This window comes from Halobacteriovorax sp. RT-2-3, assembly GCF_047085075.1.
In the GTDB taxonomy this organism is placed as follows: domain Bacteria; phylum Bdellovibrionota; class Bacteriovoracia; order Bacteriovoracales; family Bacteriovoracaceae; genus Halobacteriovorax_A.
Map to the genome: position 1 here is coordinate 1 of NZ_JBKIYF010000003.1, position 18,857 is coordinate 18,857.

Below are 18,857 nucleotides of genomic sequence, written 5' to 3' on the forward strand. Positions count from 1 at the left end.
TGGTCTTGTCAGTTCTATTTAAATCAAGGTTATAGTCAAAGTAGCGCTGAAGTGAATGGTTACTGCCCAATGGCCCGAGTATGGGATAATGACTGTGTAGGCTTCGATCTTCAATTTTCAACTGACTATACAAAAGACTTTCCGGCTTCAGCTCCAAGAATGTAATTATCTAAATAATTCAAGTGCGAGGTTTCTTTTCATAGCAGAAGAAACCTCCACCATTAATCCCGGACACGTTACGTTTACTTCCGAAATCTTTCCACCAAGAATATCAAAAGCAATTAAATCAACTCCGTCGGCCATAAGCTTTTCGCAAATATGCTGACACTCTGCTTTTACTTCAGGATCTAATTCGACGGCAGAATACTTTGCTCCTTGAGCAATATTGGCAAGGAACTCGCCTTCTTTTGGGACCTTTAGAATTGTTCCCAGTTCGTTAGCACGATAGAAAATTGTGCGAATTTCACCTTCAATAACAGAAGCATCAAACTCTTGTACAACAACTGGCCCTTTAAACTCATCGCATTTGGCCTTAAAATGCCCTTCAAATCCGTCCAAGCCTACTTTTTGCACACCAATACCCTGATAAAGATCAAGAGGCTTTAAAATCAATTCTTGGACCCCACGAGAAGCAAGAGCTGCAACAAACTTTTTAGCACCAGCAAGAGAAGTTCCTACATAGCTATCAAGGCTAAGCTCTCTTGTATAGGCCGAAAGCTTTTCATTATGTTTCATAATTCCTAATGGATTATTTAAAACCTGAACACCATACATCTCAGTTAAGAAATTAAGCATCCAAAGGTAGCGCTGATAGCGCGAATCATATGGTGGATCAATTCTCATATGAATTGCTGTATTTGAATCAATTGAAACAACTTGTGAATCATCTTCTACTTCGAAATCTTCAACATAGAAACTTTCATTGATCTTTCCACTAATGCGGTAACAGTCAAACTGAATGCCATTAGCATTTTGGACAAAGAAGTCTTTTTCAAAAAGAACATAAACATCCTCGCCTCTTTCTTGCATCGTTAGAGCAATTAAGATTGTCGAATCTTTCTTTGTGACAAGTTTTTCAATTGGATCAATAAAGAATAAGTGTTTCTTGTTTTTCATATCAAGAAAGATAACATTAATTCAGCGATTTGAAATTAAAAAGATAGTCCTCAAAGCTACCTTCCACGTCATCTTCAAGGTACTTTTGATAGCGTTGTTCAATATTTGCAAAGAGTGCTTTTAGATCACCATTAAATCTCTTAGCATATTCGCCAATTTGAGACTGACTTTTCTCATAAGTCATAAAAGCTGCCAAAGATGCTGTGTTCCACTCCATTTTTGCAGGCCAACAATTTGTGACCTCAAGACTAGAACAAAGCATACTTAGTTCTTTGGGCATTGTTATCGTAAGATAATCTTTCTTCTTACTCTCCCAGGCATCTTGTTTAAGAATTTCCTTGAGGTTTTTAGCGTGAATCGTAACGGCCTTCTTGAGCTTTGCATTTAACTCGAGATTCTTGAAATATTTGACCAGTTCTTTATCATTCTTGTAATACTCAATAAGCATTTGCTCACCAAAGTAGTTGGCAAGGTTTTCATTTAGGTCGACTTCATTCTTAGCAAAGAAGATTGTATGAAATAGTTCATGAAAGACTGTTTCAGTTAAGCTGTACTTTCCATATTCAAAAAAAGAAGAAAGAATTGGGTCATTGAAGTTTCCAAGTGTCGAATAGGCCAGTACATCTCTTGTATAAGTTTCATATCCGTCTCTTTCAAGCTCCTTTGCAAACTCCATTGCAGATTCCTCTTTGAAAAATCCAAGATAAGGAAAGCATCCATAGAAAGTGAAGCACTCTTTGCGGGCCTTTATCTCATTAGGTCTAGAAGCTATAACGAGATAAGTAACTGCACGAGATTTTAAAAGTGTCGTCTTAGAATAAATATCTGTAGTAGGCCTTTTCCAGTATTCATAGAAATACTTTTTATAGGTTTCGATTTGTTTAATTTTATTCTTATATTCTTCACTAACCTTCGGGTCTTTTAAGACATCCTGATTAGCTCGAGCACTCCAAAGAATATCAACTTGTCCTATGCCCTGCTCAGTTAGATAACTTATTTTGGCACAAGATAAACTCGTGAATAAAATTGAGAGAAGAAAAAGTCTGTTTAGAACAACCATGAGATCCCAGCATTGTAACTTAACTGATCTCTCGCTTGTTCAAATTCAAAAGCACGAAAGACCGTTCTTACTGAGCCCTTTATTGAGAAAGTTCTTGTTAGCATGACCTTTAAAGCAAATGCCCCAAACATTGCATCGTAACTAGACTTCTCTTTTCCGGACTTGATGAGATATTCGGTCGAAGTATCTAAGTCCTTAACTAAAGTTGTTGAATAAAGAGTATACTGCTGGCGACTCCAACCAAGAGAGATTAGCGGTTGAAGAAATGATTTACGACTTGAAAGAGCTTGTCTTATCCCGATACCAAAGCTTTGAGTTTTAATATTGGTGTATTCATTTTCAATTACAAGTCCTGTTGAAAGACCTGAGTTATCATATTTTCCGATAATTTCATTTTCTGACTGAGAAATATTAAGTTCGATACCTGTCTTTGAAAGAAAGTAGAAAGTAACAGAGCCTGCATACATACGAGTCGTTTCGTAAGACTCACGATCGAGACCAAAAATATTCTTCTTGTAATTAAAGTCGAGATCAAGTTCTGTTAAGGCCTGTGAATTAATCGTTAACAAAGCTAAGAACGTCATTTTGCAAAGTAAAAGTAAGCGTAATTTCATAATATCCCCAAAAAATACTCAAGGATATTTTACAACTTAGGAAGTTACTAATGCTTATTTAGGCAAAGAACTCCATTTCACTTCGTAATTACAACTACTTACTTAAGCGACGGCCATGATCTTGAAGTAGTTCACCCTGACAAGAAAGTGCAGTAGTCGACGTACACTTAACATCAACCCAGTGCCACTTAAGGTTTAACTCTTCATTTTCCTTAGGACCTTTAAAGTGAATCAGACGATTACAATTCGTTCTTCCCTTCCATTTAGTCTCACCTTTCATTGTATTTGAGCCTTCGACTAATACGCGGTACTCATTACCAACCATCTTAGCGCGAATCTTTTCTTGAATAGCAAGTTGAAAAGCTTGTACTTCGTGAAGACGTGACTTACGAATCTCTTGAGTTAGAAAATCTTCCATCTTAGCTGCACGAGTTTTACTTCTTTGAGAGTAAACATATGAGTAAATGAAATCAAATTGTGCTCTTTCTAAAAGATCTAAAGTCTCTTTGTGTTCTTCATCAGTTTCATTTACGAAACCACAGATAATATCTGTCGAAAGAACGATATCTGGTTGAGCGGTACGTAGTTTTTCTAAAAGACCTAGGTAATGCTCTTTTGTGTACTCACGATTCATTCTTTGAAGAACTGTATTTGAACCAGATTGAACTGGAAGGTGTAAATGTTTTGATAATTTCTTTGCCGCCCCATGAGCTGCGATTAGATCATCAGATACATCGTAAGGATGTGATGTTGTATATCTTAAAATCTCTAGGCCATTGATTTGATCTAGATCCATAATTAAATCAGACAGACGCTCCCCATTTTCCTTTCCAAACGAGTTTACGTTTTGGCCAAGAAGCATCACCTCTTGAACACCTTGATATTCAACAAGTCTTCTTACATCCTCAACAATCTCGGCCTGCTTTCTTGAGCGTTCGCGTCCACGAGTATAAGGAACAATACAGTAAGTACAATATTTATCACAACCCTTGATGATATTAACGAATGCTTGTGGAGTTCCATGATTAATTTTTGTTTCAATGGAAAAGTTACTAGAACGATCCCAAGTATTTACTGAAAATTTATCATCACCTGCATAAGTGCGATAAACCATATCGTTAATTGTATCAATTGTATCTGGACCAAAGGCGAAGTTTAGATGCTTGAATTTTTTTACAAGATCTTTTCCCTCTGTTTGGGCAACACATCCACCAACTCCAATAACCAGGTCATCACCTTTTTGCTGCTTTAGATGTTTAAGTTCACCTAATTGTGAATAAAATTTATTATTTGCAAGTTCTCTAACTGCACAAGTATTGAAAAGAACCAGACTGGCCTCTTCTAATTCTTCAGTATGAGAGAAATTTAAGTTTTTTAAGTGAGAAAGAATACGTTCAGTATCATGATAATTCATCTGACAACCGTAAGTTTTCATCCAAACCTTACGTGGAGGAAACGATACATCCCCTAGTTGAACAATGCGATCACCTGACTTTTCATCTATAAATGATGAAGCTACGTGATTTTGCTTACTTACGCCTAAACCAGTTGGAGAAATATCTGTTGTCATGAATTTTCCTTCTATCGCCTTTCTTTTCATTTTCCCTGCCCTACCTACGGGCAAAATGAGGAGATGAAATACATATAAGTAGCTGAAATAACGACAAAACCAAGGAAAATACTACAACGTTAAAAGTTGTAACATGTTGAAATCATTGAGTTCTTTTTATCGTAACAGCTGTAAAATCTGGCGATAATATGGTCTTTTTTTAGATGTTTTTAGGTGGAATGTAAATAGATTTGAAAATAAGAAGGCCCGCTATAAGCGGGCCCACTCATTATTGAATTAAGAAAAGTGCTTCTTACTTCTTTTTAGCAACTTTTTTTGTAGCTTTCTTAACAGCTACTTTTTTAGTCGCTTTTTTTGCAGTTGCTTTCTTAGCTACTTTTTTTGTAGCTTTCTTTGCAACTTTTTTTGTAGCTTTCTTAGCAGTTGCTTTCTTAGCTACTTTTTTCGTAGCTTTTTTAGCTACTTTTTTTGTAGCTTTCTTAGCAGTTTTCTTTGCTGCTTTCTTTGCTACTTTCTTAGTTGCTTTCTTTGCTACTTTTTTAGTAGCTTTCTTTGCAACTTTCTTAGTTGCTTTCTTTGCTACTTTCTTTGTAGCTTTCTTAGCAACTTTTTTCTTAGTAGCTTTTTTAGCTACTTTTTTTGTAGCTTTCTTTGCAGTTTTCTTTGCTGCTTTCTTAGCTACTTTTTTTGTAGCTTTTTTAGCTACTTTTTTCTTAGTTGTCTTTTTAGTAGTTTTCTTAACTGCCATTGACATCCTCCTGGTTTTTTCAATACTTATGTTTATGGTAAACATAATTTTATTTGTGTGCAAATAAAAAATTACTTTTTGATAAGCATAAGCATCTTTTTTATTTCCCTATGTTCTTTTTTAACTTCGGATTAAATTTGAAATTACTTTACATTATTTTTAAAGAAAACGTCGAAACGAGCCGACAGCACGGCTTTTCATAAAAAGATAAAACATTCAAATCTTCCTGATAGACGTTAGTTTCGAGCTTACTCTTATAAAAAAATTAAGCGAAATTTTTTTTCATTTTTTTTTCAAAGAATAAGCAAAAACTGCCCTTTCAGGGCAGTTTCATCATTTAAAAAATGTAAGTTTGATTGTTTTTAGAATGTTAAAAAGATTAGAATTTCAATTTTAAGTCATCATTTTCAACGACGACTTCTATTTTTCCACCTTGAGTTAGACTTCCGAATAAAACCTCAGTAGAAATTGGCTTCTTAAGCTTCTGATCGATGATTCGAGCGATTGGTCTAGCACCCATTTTCTCATCAAAACCATTTTCTGCTAGCCAAATTTTTGCATCTTCACTTAAAACGATCTCAATATTCTTGGCCGCTAACTTAATTTCTAGTTGTGAAACGAATTTTTCAACAATTTTAACAATGTATTCTGTAGAAAGTTTCTCAAAATGGACAATTCCATCCAAACGGTTACGAAATTCTGGGCTAAAAAAGTTCTTAATGGTCTGATCTCTCTTTCCAATATTCTTTGAAGATGTCTTGGCAAGGCCAATAGAGCCACTATCCATCTCTTTTGCACCAGCATTTGTAGTCATAATAATGACTGTATTAGTAAAGTCTGTTGTTCTACCTTGTGAATCTGTTAGTGATCCATGGTCCATAACTTGTAAAAGAATATTATAAATATCGACATGGGCCTTCTCAATTTCATCAAGTAAAAGGACAGAATGTGGGTTTTTCTTAACAGCATCTGTTAATAATCCACCTTGATCATGACCAACATAGCCCGGAGGAGAACCAATTAACTTACTGACAGAATGTTTTTCCATATATTCTGACATATCAAAGCGTTCAAGGTGACAACCAAGCTGAATTGAGAGCTGCTTCGCTAGTTCTGTCTTACCCACTCCAGTCGGCCCTGCAAATAGGAAACTCGCAATAGGTTTGCCTTCATCACCAAGACCTGACTTAGACATATAGATGGCCTGTGATACTTCATCAACTGCATGATCTTGTCCGAAGATAAGCATCTTAAGATTTTTATTTAGATCCTTTAGCTTATCTTTTTCAGTAGTTTCAACTGTTATTTTTGGAATATTGGCCATTTTAGCGACAACATCCTCAATATCCTTCTTTGTAATTGAAGACTTCTTTTTATTTTCAGGTCTAATTTGGTTTAAAGCACCTGCTTCATCAATGGCATCAATCGACTTATCAGGATTTTTACGATCCATAAGATAGCGCGATGTTAAAGCAACGGCTTCTTTAATGACACTGTCTGAGATTTTAACTCCGTGATAAGACTCGAACTTTGGACGCAATCCTTTTAAGATAGCAATTGTGTCTTCATTTGAAGGCTCATCCACATCAATTTTTTGAAAACGACGATTAAAAGCAGGATCTTTTTCAATAAACTTTCTATGTTCTGCGTAAGTAGTGGAACCAATAATTCTAACAACTCCACGACTTAAGGCCGGCTTTAACAAGTTAGATGCATCCATACTACCACCAGAGGTAGCACCTGCACCCATCACGGTATGCATTTCATCGATAAAAAGTATGGCCTTCTTACCATCTTTATCTAAATTCTCTAGATCTTTGATGACACCTTTTACTCTTTGCTCAAAATCACCTCTAAATTTTGCACCTGCTACCAAGGCGGCCATATCAAGATTAAAGATAGTTGTTCCCTTTAAAATATCTGGAACTTTTTCTTCTACAATCCTCTGGGCCAGTCCTTCAACAATTGCTGTTTTCCCAACACCAGCTTCTCCAACTAAAAGAGGATTATTCTTACGACGACGACAAAGAATTTGAACAATTCTTAAAGCTTCTTCTTCTCTACCAACAAGAGGATCTATTCGATTTTCTCTGGCAAGTTCATTCAAATTCACAGTGAACTTAGCTAAGAAAGAGTCGCCTTTCTTATTTCGTGATTGAGGCTCCTCGCCTTCAACATATTCAATGCGAGGAACTTCTTCTTCATCCTCAGGGCCAAGACCGTGTGAGATGGCCTTAACAATATCAAATCTTTCAATACCCTGCTTTTGAAGAGAGTAAAGTGCGAAACTTTCTTTCTCTTGGAAAAGAGAAACTAATAAATTAATTCCTAATATCTGACTTTTTCCGCTTGATTGCACATGAATCGCGGCCCTTTGAATCACTCTTTGAAGTGACATTGATATTTCTGGTTGATAGACAATACCATTTTCTCGTGCCAACTCTCTTAACTCATCGTTAACGAATTGTTGTTTAGAAAGTGTTTCAATTTGATCATCTGATAGAATACTAAAATTTGAATCATCGTGGATAAATTCATTTAGCTCACTTTCAATTTCTTCAAGATCGCCACCACAATATTCAATTACTTCTCTTACATTTTCATCTGCAAGAAGAGATAAAAGAACATTCTCTAGAGTCAAATATTCATGCTTCAAAGAATTTGCTCTTTGAATTGACTCATTAATGATGGTTTCTAGCTTTTTTGACATCATTTATATTTCTCCTGTGCCTATTCAGGCTCAACAGTACAAAGCAGTGGGTGACCCTCTTTCTTTGCTTCTGACATAACCTTATTCATCTTTGTCTCAGCAACCTCGTATGAGTAGGTTCCACATACTCCTCGACCATTATTGTGGACATCTAACATTATCTTCATGGCCTCTTCTTGACTCCTGTTAAAGACATGCATCAATACCCAAATGACAAACTCCATTGTCGTATAGTCATCATTATGTAGGATGACATGATATTTTGAAGGCTTCTTTACCTTTACTTTATCTTCTAGTGCTACATCACCATCCTCTTGTGTACTAAAGATGGTATTCATTTTTCTAATGTCAATATCGCCAACTTCAAACTTATTCAAATTACTTCCTCGACTTTGCTAAATTTATTTTCTTTTTTTCCATTATCGCCTATCTGTGTTACTCTTTACAAGGTATATACGACTGAAAATCTCTAAAAAAGGTCCATAATGAACTTCTTCGAATTTTTCAAATCTCTGAAGGCCGATCACGAATCAAATTCGATTAATCAGATACATTCCTATTTAAATAAGAAATTTCCTACAATGAACGATGAAAGGAAAGTTATTATATCTTGTATTTGTGGATTACTTGCTCGTATTGCCTACTCTGATTTTCACGTTAGTCAGAGTGAGAAAACGAAAATGCAAAAGATCATTACAGGAATGACTCAATTAAACTCGCAAGAAGCTGAGTTAATAACTGAATACTCAATTGAAAAAATGAAAGAGCTCTCGGGCCTTGATACGAGAAGTTACTGTAAGCCTCTTGTGGATATCATGTCTCAACAAGAGCGCTACCAAGTCCTAAAGGCCCTCTTTGCAATTGCTGCAGCTGACGGTGAAGTTGATAATGTTGAATCAAATGAGATTAGCTATATTGCCAATGCACTCGTTCTTGAAAAGAAATATTTCTTAAGCGCGCAAGCGGATGTGAAAGAGTATTTAAAAACTTTTCAAGTTTAAAACTATTCTCTACACTCTTTAAGTAATTAAAATTTATGACAAGGAAGTTTAATGAAAGAGAGTGTTGATTCTAAGAGAAATCTAGAAAACTCGTTAAAAAAAGCCGCACAATTTATGAATGATGATTTTCAAGGGAATTTCAACTTTTCAAGCCTGCTTGAAAAGAATGAGAAGAAAGCATCAAGTGGCCCAATTTCTAATCTATTACAATCCACAACACAAACGGTAATCGCCTCAGATGTTGAAACTCATGTAGCTAATATAAATAGAGAAGATAAGAAAGATAATCTCTATAAAAAGATCGAAGATCTAGAAAGAAGATTCGAAACAAAAGAAGTAAATGAAAAATTTGAAAGACTTGAGTCGCTTCTTCAATCTATTATCATTAATCAAAAGAATGTTCGTGAACAAATTGAGATGAAGCCAGCTCAAGAAGCTGATTCTTCAAATCGCCAAAAAGATCAAAAGCCCCTTTATATAGCGGCTTCAATCATTGCGACTTCGCTATTGGTTAGTGCAATGATCTTTAAGTCTGAACCAAAGACACAAGTTATTACCAAAGAGATAGTTAAGCCAGTAGTAGCAGCTGTTGAAAAAAAATATCATACGCCAGTTAAGTATCTTAACCTTAGAGCAATCCCAAGCACAAAAGGTGAAAAACTAGAGGTTGTCGCACCAAATACACGCGTAGAAATCATAAAAACTGATGGTGATTGGGTTCAAATTGAATTCAAAAACTATCTTAAAGGCTCAACTCATAAAGGTTGGGTTTACGATTCAAAGAACTTAAAATCTATTTAATTTCAATAAGATAACAAGGGAATTTCGAGCTTTCGAAATTCCCAACCTTGACAATAATTTCTTTCATCCCATCTTATAGGTACACAAAAATAAATGAGGTACCATGTTTCCAATATTAGTAATGTTATTCACAGTTATTCCAGCAATTGAGATTTACCTACTCTTTTCGATAGGTGGTCAAATTGGTGGAGGAAATACTTTTCTACTAGTTCTGATTACAGGTGTAATTGGAGCAGCACTAGCGAAGTCACAAGGAGCGGCCCTTCTCGCAAAAATTCAAGGAGAACTTTCTCAGGGGCGAGTTCCAGCAAATAGTTTTATCCATGGACTACTTGTTTTTGGAGGTGGACTACTGCTCTTAACTCCGGGTTTTTTAACAGATGTTCTAGGTCTTTCAATGGTACTTCCGTTAACTCGCCATCTTTGGCTGATCTACCTAAAGAAGTTCTTTATGAGTTCAATCGAAAGTGGCAATGTTCAATTCTATTCATTTAAAAATGGTGGTGGTTTCTCGTCTTATTCTGGCAACGCCTATAATGCTCAGGCCCGTCATGAAGGGACTAAAAATGGCCCTATTCAAATTGATGAGAACACATTTGAAGTTGATTACGAAAAGAAGTAAGATCTCCTTATGACAACAACCAATGTAACGCTAAGTGATATTCAAGATGCAAGACTTGCAATTGAAAATCGTATTATAAAAACACCACTAACCTACTCGACAACTTTAAGTGAGAAGTTTGATTGCCAGGTTTATTTAAAGCTAGAAAATCTACAGTTAACTGGAGCCTATAAAATCAGAGGCGCCCTTAATCGTCTTTCTAAGCTTACAAAAGAGGAAAAAGATAAGGGAGTCATCGCATCTTCAGCAGGAAATCATGCTCAAGGTGTTGCTCTTGCGGCAAAGCAGCTTGGGATTCAAGCAACAATTGTTATGCCAGAGTCCACTCCTCTTGCAAAAATTCAAGGAACAAAGAAATTTGGTGCTGAGGTTATCTTACACGGAAATTTCTATGATGATGCTTATCAAAAAGCCTTGGAGATTCAAAGAGAATCCGGCCAGGTCTTCATCCATCCTTTCAATGATAAAGATATTATCGCAGGTCAAGGAACTATCGGTTTAGAGATTATTGATGAACTACCAGATGTTGATCTTGTAGCCATTCCAATTGGCGGAGGTGGCCTTATCTCGGGAATCTCAACCGCCCTAAAAGAAAGTGGTAGCCGAGCAAAAATTGTGGGCGTTGAAGCAGTTGAAATGCCAGCAATGAAAACATCAATTGAACAAGATAAAATTGTTACAATTGATAAGAGAAAAACAATTGCTGATGGAATTGCTGTAACGACAGTTCTTGATAATACATTTAATACTGTAAAAAAATATGTAGATGAAATTGTAACGGTTAAAGAAACCGAAATTTCACATGCTATTGTTACACTTCTTGAGTATGAGAAGGTTCTTTGCGAAGGTGCAGGTGCAACTTCAGTAGCGGCCCTTTTATATGATCAATTCAAGGATATTAAAGGTAAAACAGTTGTCCTCGTCGTAAGCGGCGGAAATATTGATTTAAATATCTTAGATCGAATTATCGAAAGAGGTCTTATAACTTCTGGTCGCTCATGTTCGATTATTGTCAATGTTCCAGATACGCCAGGAACAATTGCTAAAATTTCTAATATTATTGGTTCTAAACAAGCTAATATTCTTGAAATTCACCACAATAGAGCATTTACGACTAGTGTACTTGGAGAAACAGAAGTTGAATTTTCACTTGAAACCAGAGGGCATCTTCATATAAAAGAAATCGTTGATGAACTAACCTCAATGGGCTTTAGTGCAAAGAGAGTCTAGGAATTCTAATGAATGAATTAAATTTCTTAAAGCTTACTCGAAAAAATGAAAATGGACTTGCGCCAAAATCATTTAATTCTAATTTTAGTGAATTTGAAATTCATGATACGGGTATTATTGAAGTTACGCCAAAGTCTATTGAGACAGATGATACTTATATTATTTCATGTGGAATTCACGGAAATGAAACGGCCCCTATCGAATTTACGAATGAGATATTAGAGAAAATATACAATGACGAGATCGTACTGACTTCCCCTACTCTTATTATCTTTGGTAATCCGAGAGCAATGAATATTGGTGAGCGTTTTAGTGAATATAATCTAAATCGCTGCTTTAACGGAGCCTATAAGAAGTTATCTGATAATTATGAAGTAAGAAGAGCCAATGTGATTGAGCAACGTTGCTATCAATTTGTAGCCAAGTATAAACAAAAACAGCTCTTTCACTTTGACTTACATTGCGCCTTAAAGAAGAGTGAAATGGAGCGCTTTGCATTAGTGCCAAAGTCTAAAGATCGTAAACGAGATGAAGAGTTTAATCTGGCCCTGGCCAATATGGAAGTTGAAGCATCTCTATTTTCACATAAAGAGTCGACGGTCTTTAGTTCGTTTACTTTCGAAAAATTCAATGCTTTTAGTGCAACAGTTGAACTTGGAAAAGTGTATCCTTTTGGCAAAAATCCAGAAGGTAAATTTAAAGCAGCACAAGAAACTATTGAAAAACTTTTAAGTTCAAAAGAACTCGTGCAGAAACCTTTTCCTAAAGCTTTTTCAATCTATGAATCAATCAATAAAGAATATGATGACTTTAGTTTCACATTTGATGAAGAAGAGAGCGCAAATTTTACGCCTTTTAAAAAAGGACATCATATTTTTACCCAAAATAACGAAGAGTACAAAGCTCCGGAAGACAATTTACGAATGATTTTTCCAAACTCTAAGGTTATCTTAGGGCAAAGAGCATTATTACTTATAAAAGAATTAGAATAACGAATCAGGAGAGAAAATGAGTGATTTTTTAATCGTCACTTCAAGTGACGGAATGAACCTTAAGATGGCAGATAAGATTCTTGAGCTAGCACAAGAAACGGGGAAGTCATTTGAAATCGTAAAACTAAGTGACTATAAGTTACCTCTATATACAGCTGAAGAAGAAAAGAATGGAATCCCGGCCGACGGTGTAAAGCTTACTGATAAATTTATCGCTGCAAAAGGATTTGTTTTCTTAACTCCGGAGTATAATGGATCAGTTACTCCTTCATTTATTAATGCAATTGCATGGATATCTCGCTCAGGTGGTGAATCTTGGCGTGAGGCATTTGTTGATAAGCCAGCAGTATTAGGAACTCACTCTGGTGGCGGTGGTCAATACGTTATTCAGGCAATGCAAAATCAACTGTCATTTATTGGTCTACATATTGTTGGACGTAAACTTCTAACAAACTACAGTAAACAATTAAATGAAGATGGTGCAAGAGATGCACTAGCTAGCCTAGTAAAGCTTGCTTAAATTTCTGATAAACAAAAAGCTCCGAAAGGAGCTTTTTTATTTCTTACATGATTTTAATAAAATTAATTTCTTTGCAGGCTCTATGACTGACGCACAACCATCACCTTGCTGTGCTCTTTTTGAGACATTAATGTAGAAACGAATGCTATCTTTCACGACACTCTTCTTCCCTTTTAAATCTTCTACATTAACAGAGTAATTTGCTTCATATGCATGAACATCTTTATCAATAAGCTTCACATCTGAAATCTTTATTGCTTTTTCTGACGTGGCCAAATATTGTAATGATTTTGGCGCATCGTAATCAGGGTCTTTATTGAAACGATAATATTTTTGATACTTTGATTTCAGACAATCATCTTTAGCACCATCTATTAACCTGATACCGCTCATCTCAATCTCTACTAATTGCGCTGCGACCTTTTTAACATCCTTATTAGATGGACAAATATCGTTAGCAAAAGCAAATTGAGCTAATATAAATGTAGCAAATAATAACCTAAACATTTTTTGCCTCTTTTAATTTGTCTTGAAGACACTGATTAATACAGCTCTCACCTTTAAGTTTTGCCGGTTCATCATAGTAGCATGCAGCGTCTTCAGAATTATGTCTTAAAATACTAAAACGTCCAGACATCATCTCATTTGAATATTCTTGTTCAGATAAAATCGCCTTACATGATGCAACTGCTTGTGCTCTTAAATTAGCAAACATAGTCGAACGATGAGTTGCATGAGTTCTTGCATCAACTCTTGCCGGGCCATAATTCTTTAAGGCCCCACTATGAATATAAGTGAAATTAAAGTCACTGATTGTAATATCATCACATCGACCGAGTTCAGAAAACTTTCTAATGGCCAGAGGGTCTTCCCCAATCGTATCAACCATAATTACGTGGCTCCCCTTCACATTAATGATATCACCTGATCGAATTGAATATGGTAATTTAAACTTAACCGGCTTAATACATGAGTTCTTACTTCTAACAGTATCATGCAAAGAAGTTGTCGTTAGTGAACGATAGTCTCTATCGTTACTAGTAAACTTAAGCCCCTCTGCTGCATATGCTGCTGAGATGAATTCTGAACAATCAATTCCTGATGCCCTAGCACCTTCTCTTGATACCCCTTGGCCTCGAGTGAACAGGTTAATCTCATTACTGCGCAGTCCTTTACGTGAGCCATAACCGTAAACAGGTGGAACCTTAGTTGCATCAATACAACCCTCACCAGGATAGCCTGAGTCTTCATCAAGTTTTCTTAAAACCTCATGAGAACGAACCATTGCTCCTACATCATGAACAACTCTTTGCTTAAAATCTGTTCCATCGCTGAAAGTCGCTTCTTGAGTTGAAACACCACTTAAGCTAGGAGTGCGCGAATCAATAACTGTATCAATTGGCTCACATGACTGATAAATCGTTGCCAAGACTTTACGTGCTCCAATAGATCCTGTTCCAACACTTCTAACAAATGACCACTCTCGCTCATGATCAGTCATTGCACACTGTGTTCCTAGTGCACTGACATTGCCATTGATGTAATCTGTAATATCGTAAGAAGTTGGAAAGTTTGTATAATTATCAGTGAGGCCACGTAGGTCTTCATTAACACCCTGGCCTTCTTCTTCACGCACGACATCGTCTACAACATCAAGGATATCACTTTCACGTGAGACTCTCTTTGCCATTCCCTGCGCCTTTCCACTTAAAAAATCACCACTAGTTAACTGACATGATGTATTTAAGGTAGCTAAAAATATAAAAATTAAAATTGTATTTTTCTTCATAAGTCTCTCATCTCAAGGACTTATCGGCTTCTCGTCCATTGAACTTTAGACGTAATTTTAGATAGTTATAAGCAAGCATAAATAATTTACATATAATGTAAGGATTTGTAATTTTTTATTGAGGGCCCTTTTCTGTACTTTTTAATGTGTCATTGATTTAATGCGCCACTCACATAATAAGGATAAATAAATGAACTTTTCACTTGCCCTGCTAGCTGCTGTTTTTACTGTTAACTTTTCAACGATGGCCATTGATAAAGTTGTTTACGGTGAAGATAATCGCCTTGATCAATTCGAAGTAACGGATCAAAACAAATTAGATGCTCAAATGTCTACTTTAGCGATGATCCCTAAGTCTAAATTAACAAAAAAGACTGAAAACACTTACCTTGCTGATGATTCAAAAATTGAATTATGTGATGGTGAGAGATTTAATAAGCAAGTTGATGTTGCTGACTGTTCAGGCTTTCTAGTAGAAAAAGATAATAAGCAGTATGTTGTAACTGCTGGTCACTGTATGACTTCAAAAGCAGACTGTTATGATAACTTTTGGGTATTTGATTATTCAAAAAAATCTCCAAAAGATGATGCTAGAACAATTCTAGAAAAAAATGTTTATAGCTGTAAGAGAATTGTTGCTCAAAGACTTGGACGCACAAGTGGTGAAGACTTTGCTGTTATCGAACTTAATCGTGAAGTAACTGATCGCAAGCCTCTTGATTATCGTAAAAGAGATGAAATCCAAAAAGGTGAACAAGTATATGTTATCGGTCACCCTTCTGGTCTACCATCAAAAGTTGCTGATGGTGCATTTGTTCGCAAGGCAAATGAATGGTTTAGCTTTTCAACTAACCTAGATACTTTTTCTGGAAACTCTGGTTCAGCAGTATTCAATGAAAAGACAGGTCTTGTTGAAGGAATCCTTGTTCGTGGTGATCAAGATTATAACTATAATCCAAGAAAACAGTGCTACGAAGCAAACAACTGTCACATGAACGGTTGCGGTGGAGAAGACGTTTTCAGAATCACAAGAATTCTATTCTTAAGAGATCCAGTTCAAGACTAATTTTAAAAACTAAATTTACCATCCAAGCAAGAGTTCACTCGTTCTTTTGCTTGGTTGATATCTTCGTTAAAGACTGCCCCAACTTCCACAGTTAAATTCTCTAAAAGCATTTCTAAATACTTTGATTCGGCCGAGCCTTTGTCCGTTATCTGAAGTAATTGTTGGATATTATCAATGAACGTTTCAATATCTTGCTTTTGAATATTTGATTTAAAGAAATTAATTCGATCCTTTTTAGAATCAAACTGCCTAATCTCTCTGTCTTGCGAAAGCTTATCGAGAGTTTCTTCTAATTCTGTTGGACTACTCAATGGTCTAAACGCATCCTTCTTAACAGTTGGAATCATTGTTGTTGAACGACCTTGAGATGATTCAATAATATAAAATTCTGAACCGCTCATATCCTTGATTTCAGTAATTACGCCAACTCCAAAGTTAATCGATACTACCTCTTGTCCTATTTCTAATTTTGGCATAAATCCCCTTTCGTTAGATATGTATTATAGCACAAGTAAGTTAGAATTTCTTGAAGGCAATCTATTCGTTAATAAGCAGCGTCAATTGACGCTCAATCCTTTTTACTTCATTACATTGGTGGTATAAACCTTCTAAAATACTTTATTTTAAGGGGATTTAAGAATGAGTACTAATAGTTTTAAAGAAGCTATATTAGAGGGTATTCCTAAGACTTTACCAAAATATAAGAAATATGAAGAGGATATTAACCACGCTCCAAAACGTAAACAAATTCTATCTCAAGAAGAAGAAAAGCTAGCGTTAAGAAATGCACTTCGCTATTTTCCAAGTGAGCTTCATGCTGAACTACTTCCAGAATTTAAAGAAGAATTAGAAAAATACGGCCGTATCTATATGTATCGATACCGCCCTGATTATAAAATTCACGCACGCTCAATTGAAGAATATCCACATAAGTCAAAACAAGCAGCGGCCATTATGCTGATGCTTTCAAATAACCTTGATTACGCTGTTGCTCAACACCCGCACGAGTTAATTACTTATGGTGGAAACGGCGGCGTTTTTTCAAACTGGGCGCAATATCTATTAACGATGCAATACCTTGCAACAATGACTGATGAACAAACGCTTGTTCTCTACTCTGGTCATCCAGCAGGATTATTTCCATCGCACAAAGATGCACCAAGAGTTGTTGTCACAAACGGGATGATGATTCCTAATTACTCTAAGCCAGATGACTGGGAAAAGTTTAATGCATTAGGAGTAACTCAATACGGACAAATGACTGCTGGGTCATTCATGTATATTGGGCCACAAGGAATTGTTCACGGAACAACAATTACAGTACTCAATGCTCTAAGAAAAATTTCCAAAGAAGCTATTACTGAAACGGCCGGAAAAGTTTTTGTTACAGCAGGACTTGGTGGAATGTCGGGAGCACAACCAAAAGCTGCGGTTATTGCAGGTTGTATTGGTGTCGTTGCTGAAGTAAATCCAAAAGCAGTTAAAACAAGACATGAGCAAGGATGGGTTGATGAAGTTTTCACTGACCTAGACGAAATCATTGCTCGCATTAAGAAAGCTCAAGAAAATAAAGAAGCTGTCTCTCTTGCTTACCAAGGTAATATTATTAACCTATGGGAGAAGATTGCAGAAAGTGATCTGCATATTGACATTGGTTCTGACCAAACTTCTCTTCACAATCCATGGGCCGGTGGTTACTACCCAGCGGATCTTTCATTTGAAGAATCAAATGAGATGATGGCAAGTAACCCTGAACAATTTAAGAAAGAAGTTCAAAAAAGTTTAGTGAGACACGTAAACGCTGTTAACAAACTTGCGGATAAAGGAATGTACTTCTTCGATTATGGAAATGCATTCTTACTAGAAGCATCTCGCGCAGGTGCTGATATTATGAAAGAAGGAAGCACTGAAGACTTCAAGTATCCTTCATATGTTCAAGATATTATGGGGCCAATGTGCTTTGATTACGGCTTTGGACCATTTAGATGGGTTTGTACATCAAGCACACAAGAAGATCTTGATCTAACAGATGAACTGGCAACACAAGTTCTAGAAAAACTAATGCAAGAGTCTCCAAGTGAAATCACGCAACAGATGCAAGACAATATCACGTGGATTAAAGGTGCAAAAGAGAACGACCTAGTTGTTGGCTCAAAAGCACGTATTCTTTATGCTGATAGTGATGGAAGAATTGAAATCGCTCTTGCTTTCAACAAAGCACTTCGCGAAGGAAAACTAAAAGCACCAGTTGTTCTAGGTCGTGACCACCACGATGTTTCAGGAACAGACTCTCCTTTTAGAGAAACTTCTAATATCTACGACGGCTCACGTTTTACAGCAGATATGGCCGTACAAAACTTTGTTGGTGACTCATTTAGAGGAGCTACTTGGATTTCTCTTCACAACGGCGGAGGTGTCGGATGGGGAGAAGTAATCAATGGTGGTTTTGGAATGGTTCTAGATGGTAGTGAAGATTGCGATCGTCGAATCAAGTCGATGCTTTTTTGGGATGTAAACAATGGGATTAATCGTAGAAGTTGGGCCCGTAATGAAGGAGCGACTTTTGCAATTAAGAGAGCTATGGAAAAAGAGCCTCTTTTAAAAGTTACAATTCCAAATTTAGTTGATGATTCTTTATTATAAGAAAAAGAAAAGCTCCCACTATGGGAGCTTACTCTTATGCCGCAGTTTTGTAGTTTAAACTAAAGGGGTAGTAAATTTCCTGGGCATCTTTATTAATAATATCCTCGACCAAGGATATAAATTCAAATTCGTCTAGGCCATTTAATGAAGCCGCTGCCCAAATTGGCGATAGTTTTTCAGAAAAAAGGTCTGCATTGAAATCTCCGTCTGATGTTGTTTCTAAATAAATCCCTTGCACCTCATTTCTTGTTTCATTTAAAAAAGTTTGTTTAAAATTGTCTTTTTGCATTCGAACGTCCCCCGTAAAGGTAAGTAACAAAGAAAAGTAACGTGTACTTTATTACTACTCATCCATTTTGCAGCAATTTTGAATTT

At 36.2% G+C, this 18,857-nt stretch carries 19 protein-coding genes; 8 read left to right on the forward strand and 11 right to left on the reverse strand.

The genetic code is table 11. The features are described 5' to 3' along the window. Nucleotides 1-165 precede the first annotated feature (165 nt). The 7 genes from ACMAYX_RS10495 to clpS all read right to left on the reverse strand — a co-directional run bounded on the left by ACMAYX_RS10495 (nt 166) and on the right by clpS (nt 8,195). Nucleotides 166-1,116, reverse strand: a complete 951-nt coding sequence (locus ACMAYX_RS10495; protein WP_412471934.1) for a hypothetical protein — start codon at nt 1,114-1,116, stop codon at nt 166-168. Nucleotides 1,117-1,132: 16 nt separating this feature from the next. Then, entirely contained in the window at nt 1,133-2,176 is a 1,044-nt protein-coding gene (locus ACMAYX_RS10500) for an aminopeptidase (RefSeq protein WP_103216469.1), read from the reverse strand. Beyond that, the gene (locus ACMAYX_RS10505) at nt 2,164-2,790 is read right to left on the reverse strand and encodes a hypothetical protein (protein ID WP_103216468.1); all 627 of its coding nucleotides are present in this window, start codon (nt 2,788-2,790) and stop codon (nt 2,164-2,166) included. Before ACMAYX_RS10505 ends, ACMAYX_RS10500 begins: the two co-directional genes overlap by 13 nt. Before the next feature lie 94 nt (nt 2,791-2,884). Next, nucleotides 2,885-4,390, reverse strand: coding sequence for a tRNA (N6-isopentenyl adenosine(37)-C2)-methylthiotransferase MiaB (gene miaB, locus ACMAYX_RS10510; protein WP_412469857.1), 1,506 nt, complete (start codon nt 4,388-4,390; stop codon nt 2,885-2,887). Between the two features lie 262 nt (nt 4,391-4,652). Beyond that, nucleotides 4,653-5,108: a hypothetical protein gene (locus ACMAYX_RS10515; RefSeq protein ID WP_412471935.1), complete on the reverse strand. Its 456-nt coding sequence runs from the start codon at nt 5,106-5,108 to the stop codon at nt 4,653-4,655. A 379-nt stretch (nt 5,109-5,487) separates the two neighbouring features. Further along, complete coding sequence (clpA, locus tag ACMAYX_RS10520) at nt 5,488-7,821, reverse strand: ATP-dependent Clp protease ATP-binding subunit ClpA (protein ID WP_103216465.1); 2,334 nt, start codon at nt 7,819-7,821, stop codon at nt 5,488-5,490. A 17-nt stretch (nt 7,822-7,838) separates the two neighbouring features. Continuing rightward, nucleotides 7,839-8,195 (reverse strand): ATP-dependent Clp protease adapter ClpS, encoded by a 357-nt coding sequence (gene clpS, locus ACMAYX_RS10525; RefSeq protein ID WP_255407607.1) that lies wholly within the window; start codon nt 8,193-8,195, stop codon nt 7,839-7,841. A gap of 204 nt (nt 8,196-8,399) precedes the next feature. Between clpS and ACMAYX_RS10530 the strand changes: the two genes are divergently transcribed. The 6 genes from ACMAYX_RS10530 (at nt 8,400) to ACMAYX_RS10555 (ending at nt 12,984) form a co-directional block, all read left to right on the forward strand. Next, on the forward strand, nt 8,400-8,819 hold the full coding sequence (locus ACMAYX_RS10530) for a TerB family tellurite resistance protein (RefSeq protein ID WP_158246760.1): 420 nt from the start codon (nt 8,400-8,402) through the stop codon (nt 8,817-8,819). A gap of 51 nt (nt 8,820-8,870) precedes the next feature. Beyond that, nucleotides 8,871-9,620: an SH3 domain-containing protein gene (locus ACMAYX_RS10535; RefSeq protein WP_392991008.1), complete on the forward strand. Its 750-nt coding sequence runs from the start codon at nt 8,871-8,873 to the stop codon at nt 9,618-9,620. Between the two features lie 103 nt (nt 9,621-9,723). Then, on the forward strand, nt 9,724-10,242 hold the full coding sequence (locus ACMAYX_RS10540; protein WP_103216462.1) for an FxsA family protein: 519 nt from the start codon (nt 9,724-9,726) through the stop codon (nt 10,240-10,242). 9 nt (nt 10,243-10,251) lie between these two features. Further along, entirely contained in the window at nt 10,252-11,472 is a 1,221-nt protein-coding gene (ilvA, locus tag ACMAYX_RS10545) for a threonine ammonia-lyase (RefSeq protein ID WP_412471936.1), read from the forward strand. A gap of 8 nt (nt 11,473-11,480) precedes the next feature. Beyond that, entirely contained in the window at nt 11,481-12,464 is a 984-nt protein-coding gene (locus ACMAYX_RS10550; protein WP_412471937.1) for a succinylglutamate desuccinylase, read from the forward strand. A 16-nt stretch (nt 12,465-12,480) separates the two neighbouring features. Beyond that, complete coding sequence (locus ACMAYX_RS10555) at nt 12,481-12,984, forward strand: NADPH-dependent FMN reductase (RefSeq protein ID WP_103216459.1); 504 nt, start codon at nt 12,481-12,483, stop codon at nt 12,982-12,984. 36 nt (nt 12,985-13,020) lie between these two features. Here ACMAYX_RS10555 and ACMAYX_RS10560 read toward each other — a convergent pair whose 3' ends face one another. After that, nucleotides 13,021-13,491: a hypothetical protein gene (locus ACMAYX_RS10560; protein ID WP_103216458.1), complete on the reverse strand. Its 471-nt coding sequence runs from the start codon at nt 13,489-13,491 to the stop codon at nt 13,021-13,023. Then, complete coding sequence (locus ACMAYX_RS10565) at nt 13,484-14,773, reverse strand: hypothetical protein (protein ID WP_412469861.1); 1,290 nt, start codon at nt 14,771-14,773, stop codon at nt 13,484-13,486. The genes ACMAYX_RS10560 and ACMAYX_RS10565 overlap by 8 nt, the downstream gene beginning before the upstream one ends. Nucleotides 14,774-14,963: 190 nt before the next feature. Between ACMAYX_RS10565 and ACMAYX_RS10570 the strand changes: the two genes are divergently transcribed. Beyond that, nucleotides 14,964-15,839, forward strand: a complete 876-nt coding sequence (locus ACMAYX_RS10570; protein ID WP_412471938.1) for a trypsin-like serine peptidase — start codon at nt 14,964-14,966, stop codon at nt 15,837-15,839. A gap of 2 nt (nt 15,840-15,841) precedes the next feature. On the opposite strand, the gene ACMAYX_RS10575 is transcribed toward ACMAYX_RS10570, so the two are convergent. Then, entirely contained in the window at nt 15,842-16,315 is a 474-nt protein-coding gene (locus tag ACMAYX_RS10575; RefSeq protein ID WP_103216455.1) for a CarD family transcriptional regulator, read from the reverse strand. Between the two features lie 163 nt (nt 16,316-16,478). Here ACMAYX_RS10575 and ACMAYX_RS10580 point away from each other — a divergent pair, with 163 nt between their 5' ends. After that, entirely contained in the window at nt 16,479-18,482 is a 2,004-nt protein-coding gene (locus ACMAYX_RS10580) for a urocanate hydratase (protein WP_412471939.1), read from the forward strand. 34 nt (nt 18,483-18,516) lie between these two features. On the opposite strand, the gene ACMAYX_RS10585 is transcribed toward ACMAYX_RS10580, so the two are convergent. Next, nucleotides 18,517-18,771, reverse strand: a complete 255-nt coding sequence (locus ACMAYX_RS10585) for a hypothetical protein (RefSeq protein ID WP_412471940.1) — start codon at nt 18,769-18,771, stop codon at nt 18,517-18,519. Between the last annotated feature and the right edge of the window lie 86 nt (nt 18,772-18,857).

Bases quoted from the DNA above. Each gene is read 5' to 3' on its own strand.
- ACMAYX_RS10495 (WP_412471934.1), bottom strand. From the start codon at position 1,116: ATGAAAAACAAGAAACACTTATTCTTTATTGATCCAATTGAAAAACTT.
- ACMAYX_RS10500 (WP_103216469.1), bottom strand. From the start codon at position 2,176: ATGGTTGTTCTAAACAGACTTTTTCTTCTCTCAATTTTATTCACGAGT.
- ACMAYX_RS10505 (WP_103216468.1), bottom strand. From the start codon at position 2,790: ATGAAATTACGCTTACTTTTACTTTGCAAAATGACGTTCTTAGCTTTG.
- miaB (WP_412469857.1), bottom strand. From the start codon at position 4,390: ATGAAAAGAAAGGCGATAGAAGGAAAATTCATGACAACAGATATTTCT.
- ACMAYX_RS10515 (WP_412471935.1), bottom strand. From the start codon at position 5,108: ATGGCAGTTAAGAAAACTACTAAAAAGACAACTAAGAAAAAAGTAGCT.
- clpA (WP_103216465.1), bottom strand. From the start codon at position 7,821: ATGATGTCAAAAAAGCTAGAAACCATCATTAATGAGTCAATTCAAAGA.
- ACMAYX_RS10530 (WP_158246760.1), top strand. From the start codon at position 8,400: ATGAACGATGAAAGGAAAGTTATTATATCTTGTATTTGTGGATTACTT.
- ACMAYX_RS10535 (WP_392991008.1), top strand. From the start codon at position 8,871: ATGAAAGAGAGTGTTGATTCTAAGAGAAATCTAGAAAACTCGTTAAAA.
- ACMAYX_RS10540 (WP_103216462.1), top strand. From the start codon at position 9,724: ATGTTTCCAATATTAGTAATGTTATTCACAGTTATTCCAGCAATTGAG.
- ilvA (WP_412471936.1), top strand. From the start codon at position 10,252: ATGACAACAACCAATGTAACGCTAAGTGATATTCAAGATGCAAGACTT.
- ACMAYX_RS10550 (WP_412471937.1), top strand. From the start codon at position 11,481: ATGAATGAATTAAATTTCTTAAAGCTTACTCGAAAAAATGAAAATGGA.
- ACMAYX_RS10555 (WP_103216459.1), top strand. From the start codon at position 12,481: ATGAGTGATTTTTTAATCGTCACTTCAAGTGACGGAATGAACCTTAAG.
- ACMAYX_RS10560 (WP_103216458.1), bottom strand. From the start codon at position 13,491: ATGTTTAGGTTATTATTTGCTACATTTATATTAGCTCAATTTGCTTTT.
- ACMAYX_RS10565 (WP_412469861.1), bottom strand. From the start codon at position 14,773: ATGAAGAAAAATACAATTTTAATTTTTATATTTTTAGCTACCTTAAAT.
- ACMAYX_RS10570 (WP_412471938.1), top strand. From the start codon at position 14,964: ATGAACTTTTCACTTGCCCTGCTAGCTGCTGTTTTTACTGTTAACTTT.
- ACMAYX_RS10575 (WP_103216455.1), bottom strand. From the start codon at position 16,315: ATGCCAAAATTAGAAATAGGACAAGAGGTAGTATCGATTAACTTTGGA.
- ACMAYX_RS10580 (WP_412471939.1), top strand. From the start codon at position 16,479: ATGAGTACTAATAGTTTTAAAGAAGCTATATTAGAGGGTATTCCTAAG.
- ACMAYX_RS10585 (WP_412471940.1), bottom strand. From the start codon at position 18,771: ATGCAAAAAGACAATTTTAAACAAACTTTTTTAAATGAAACAAGAAAT.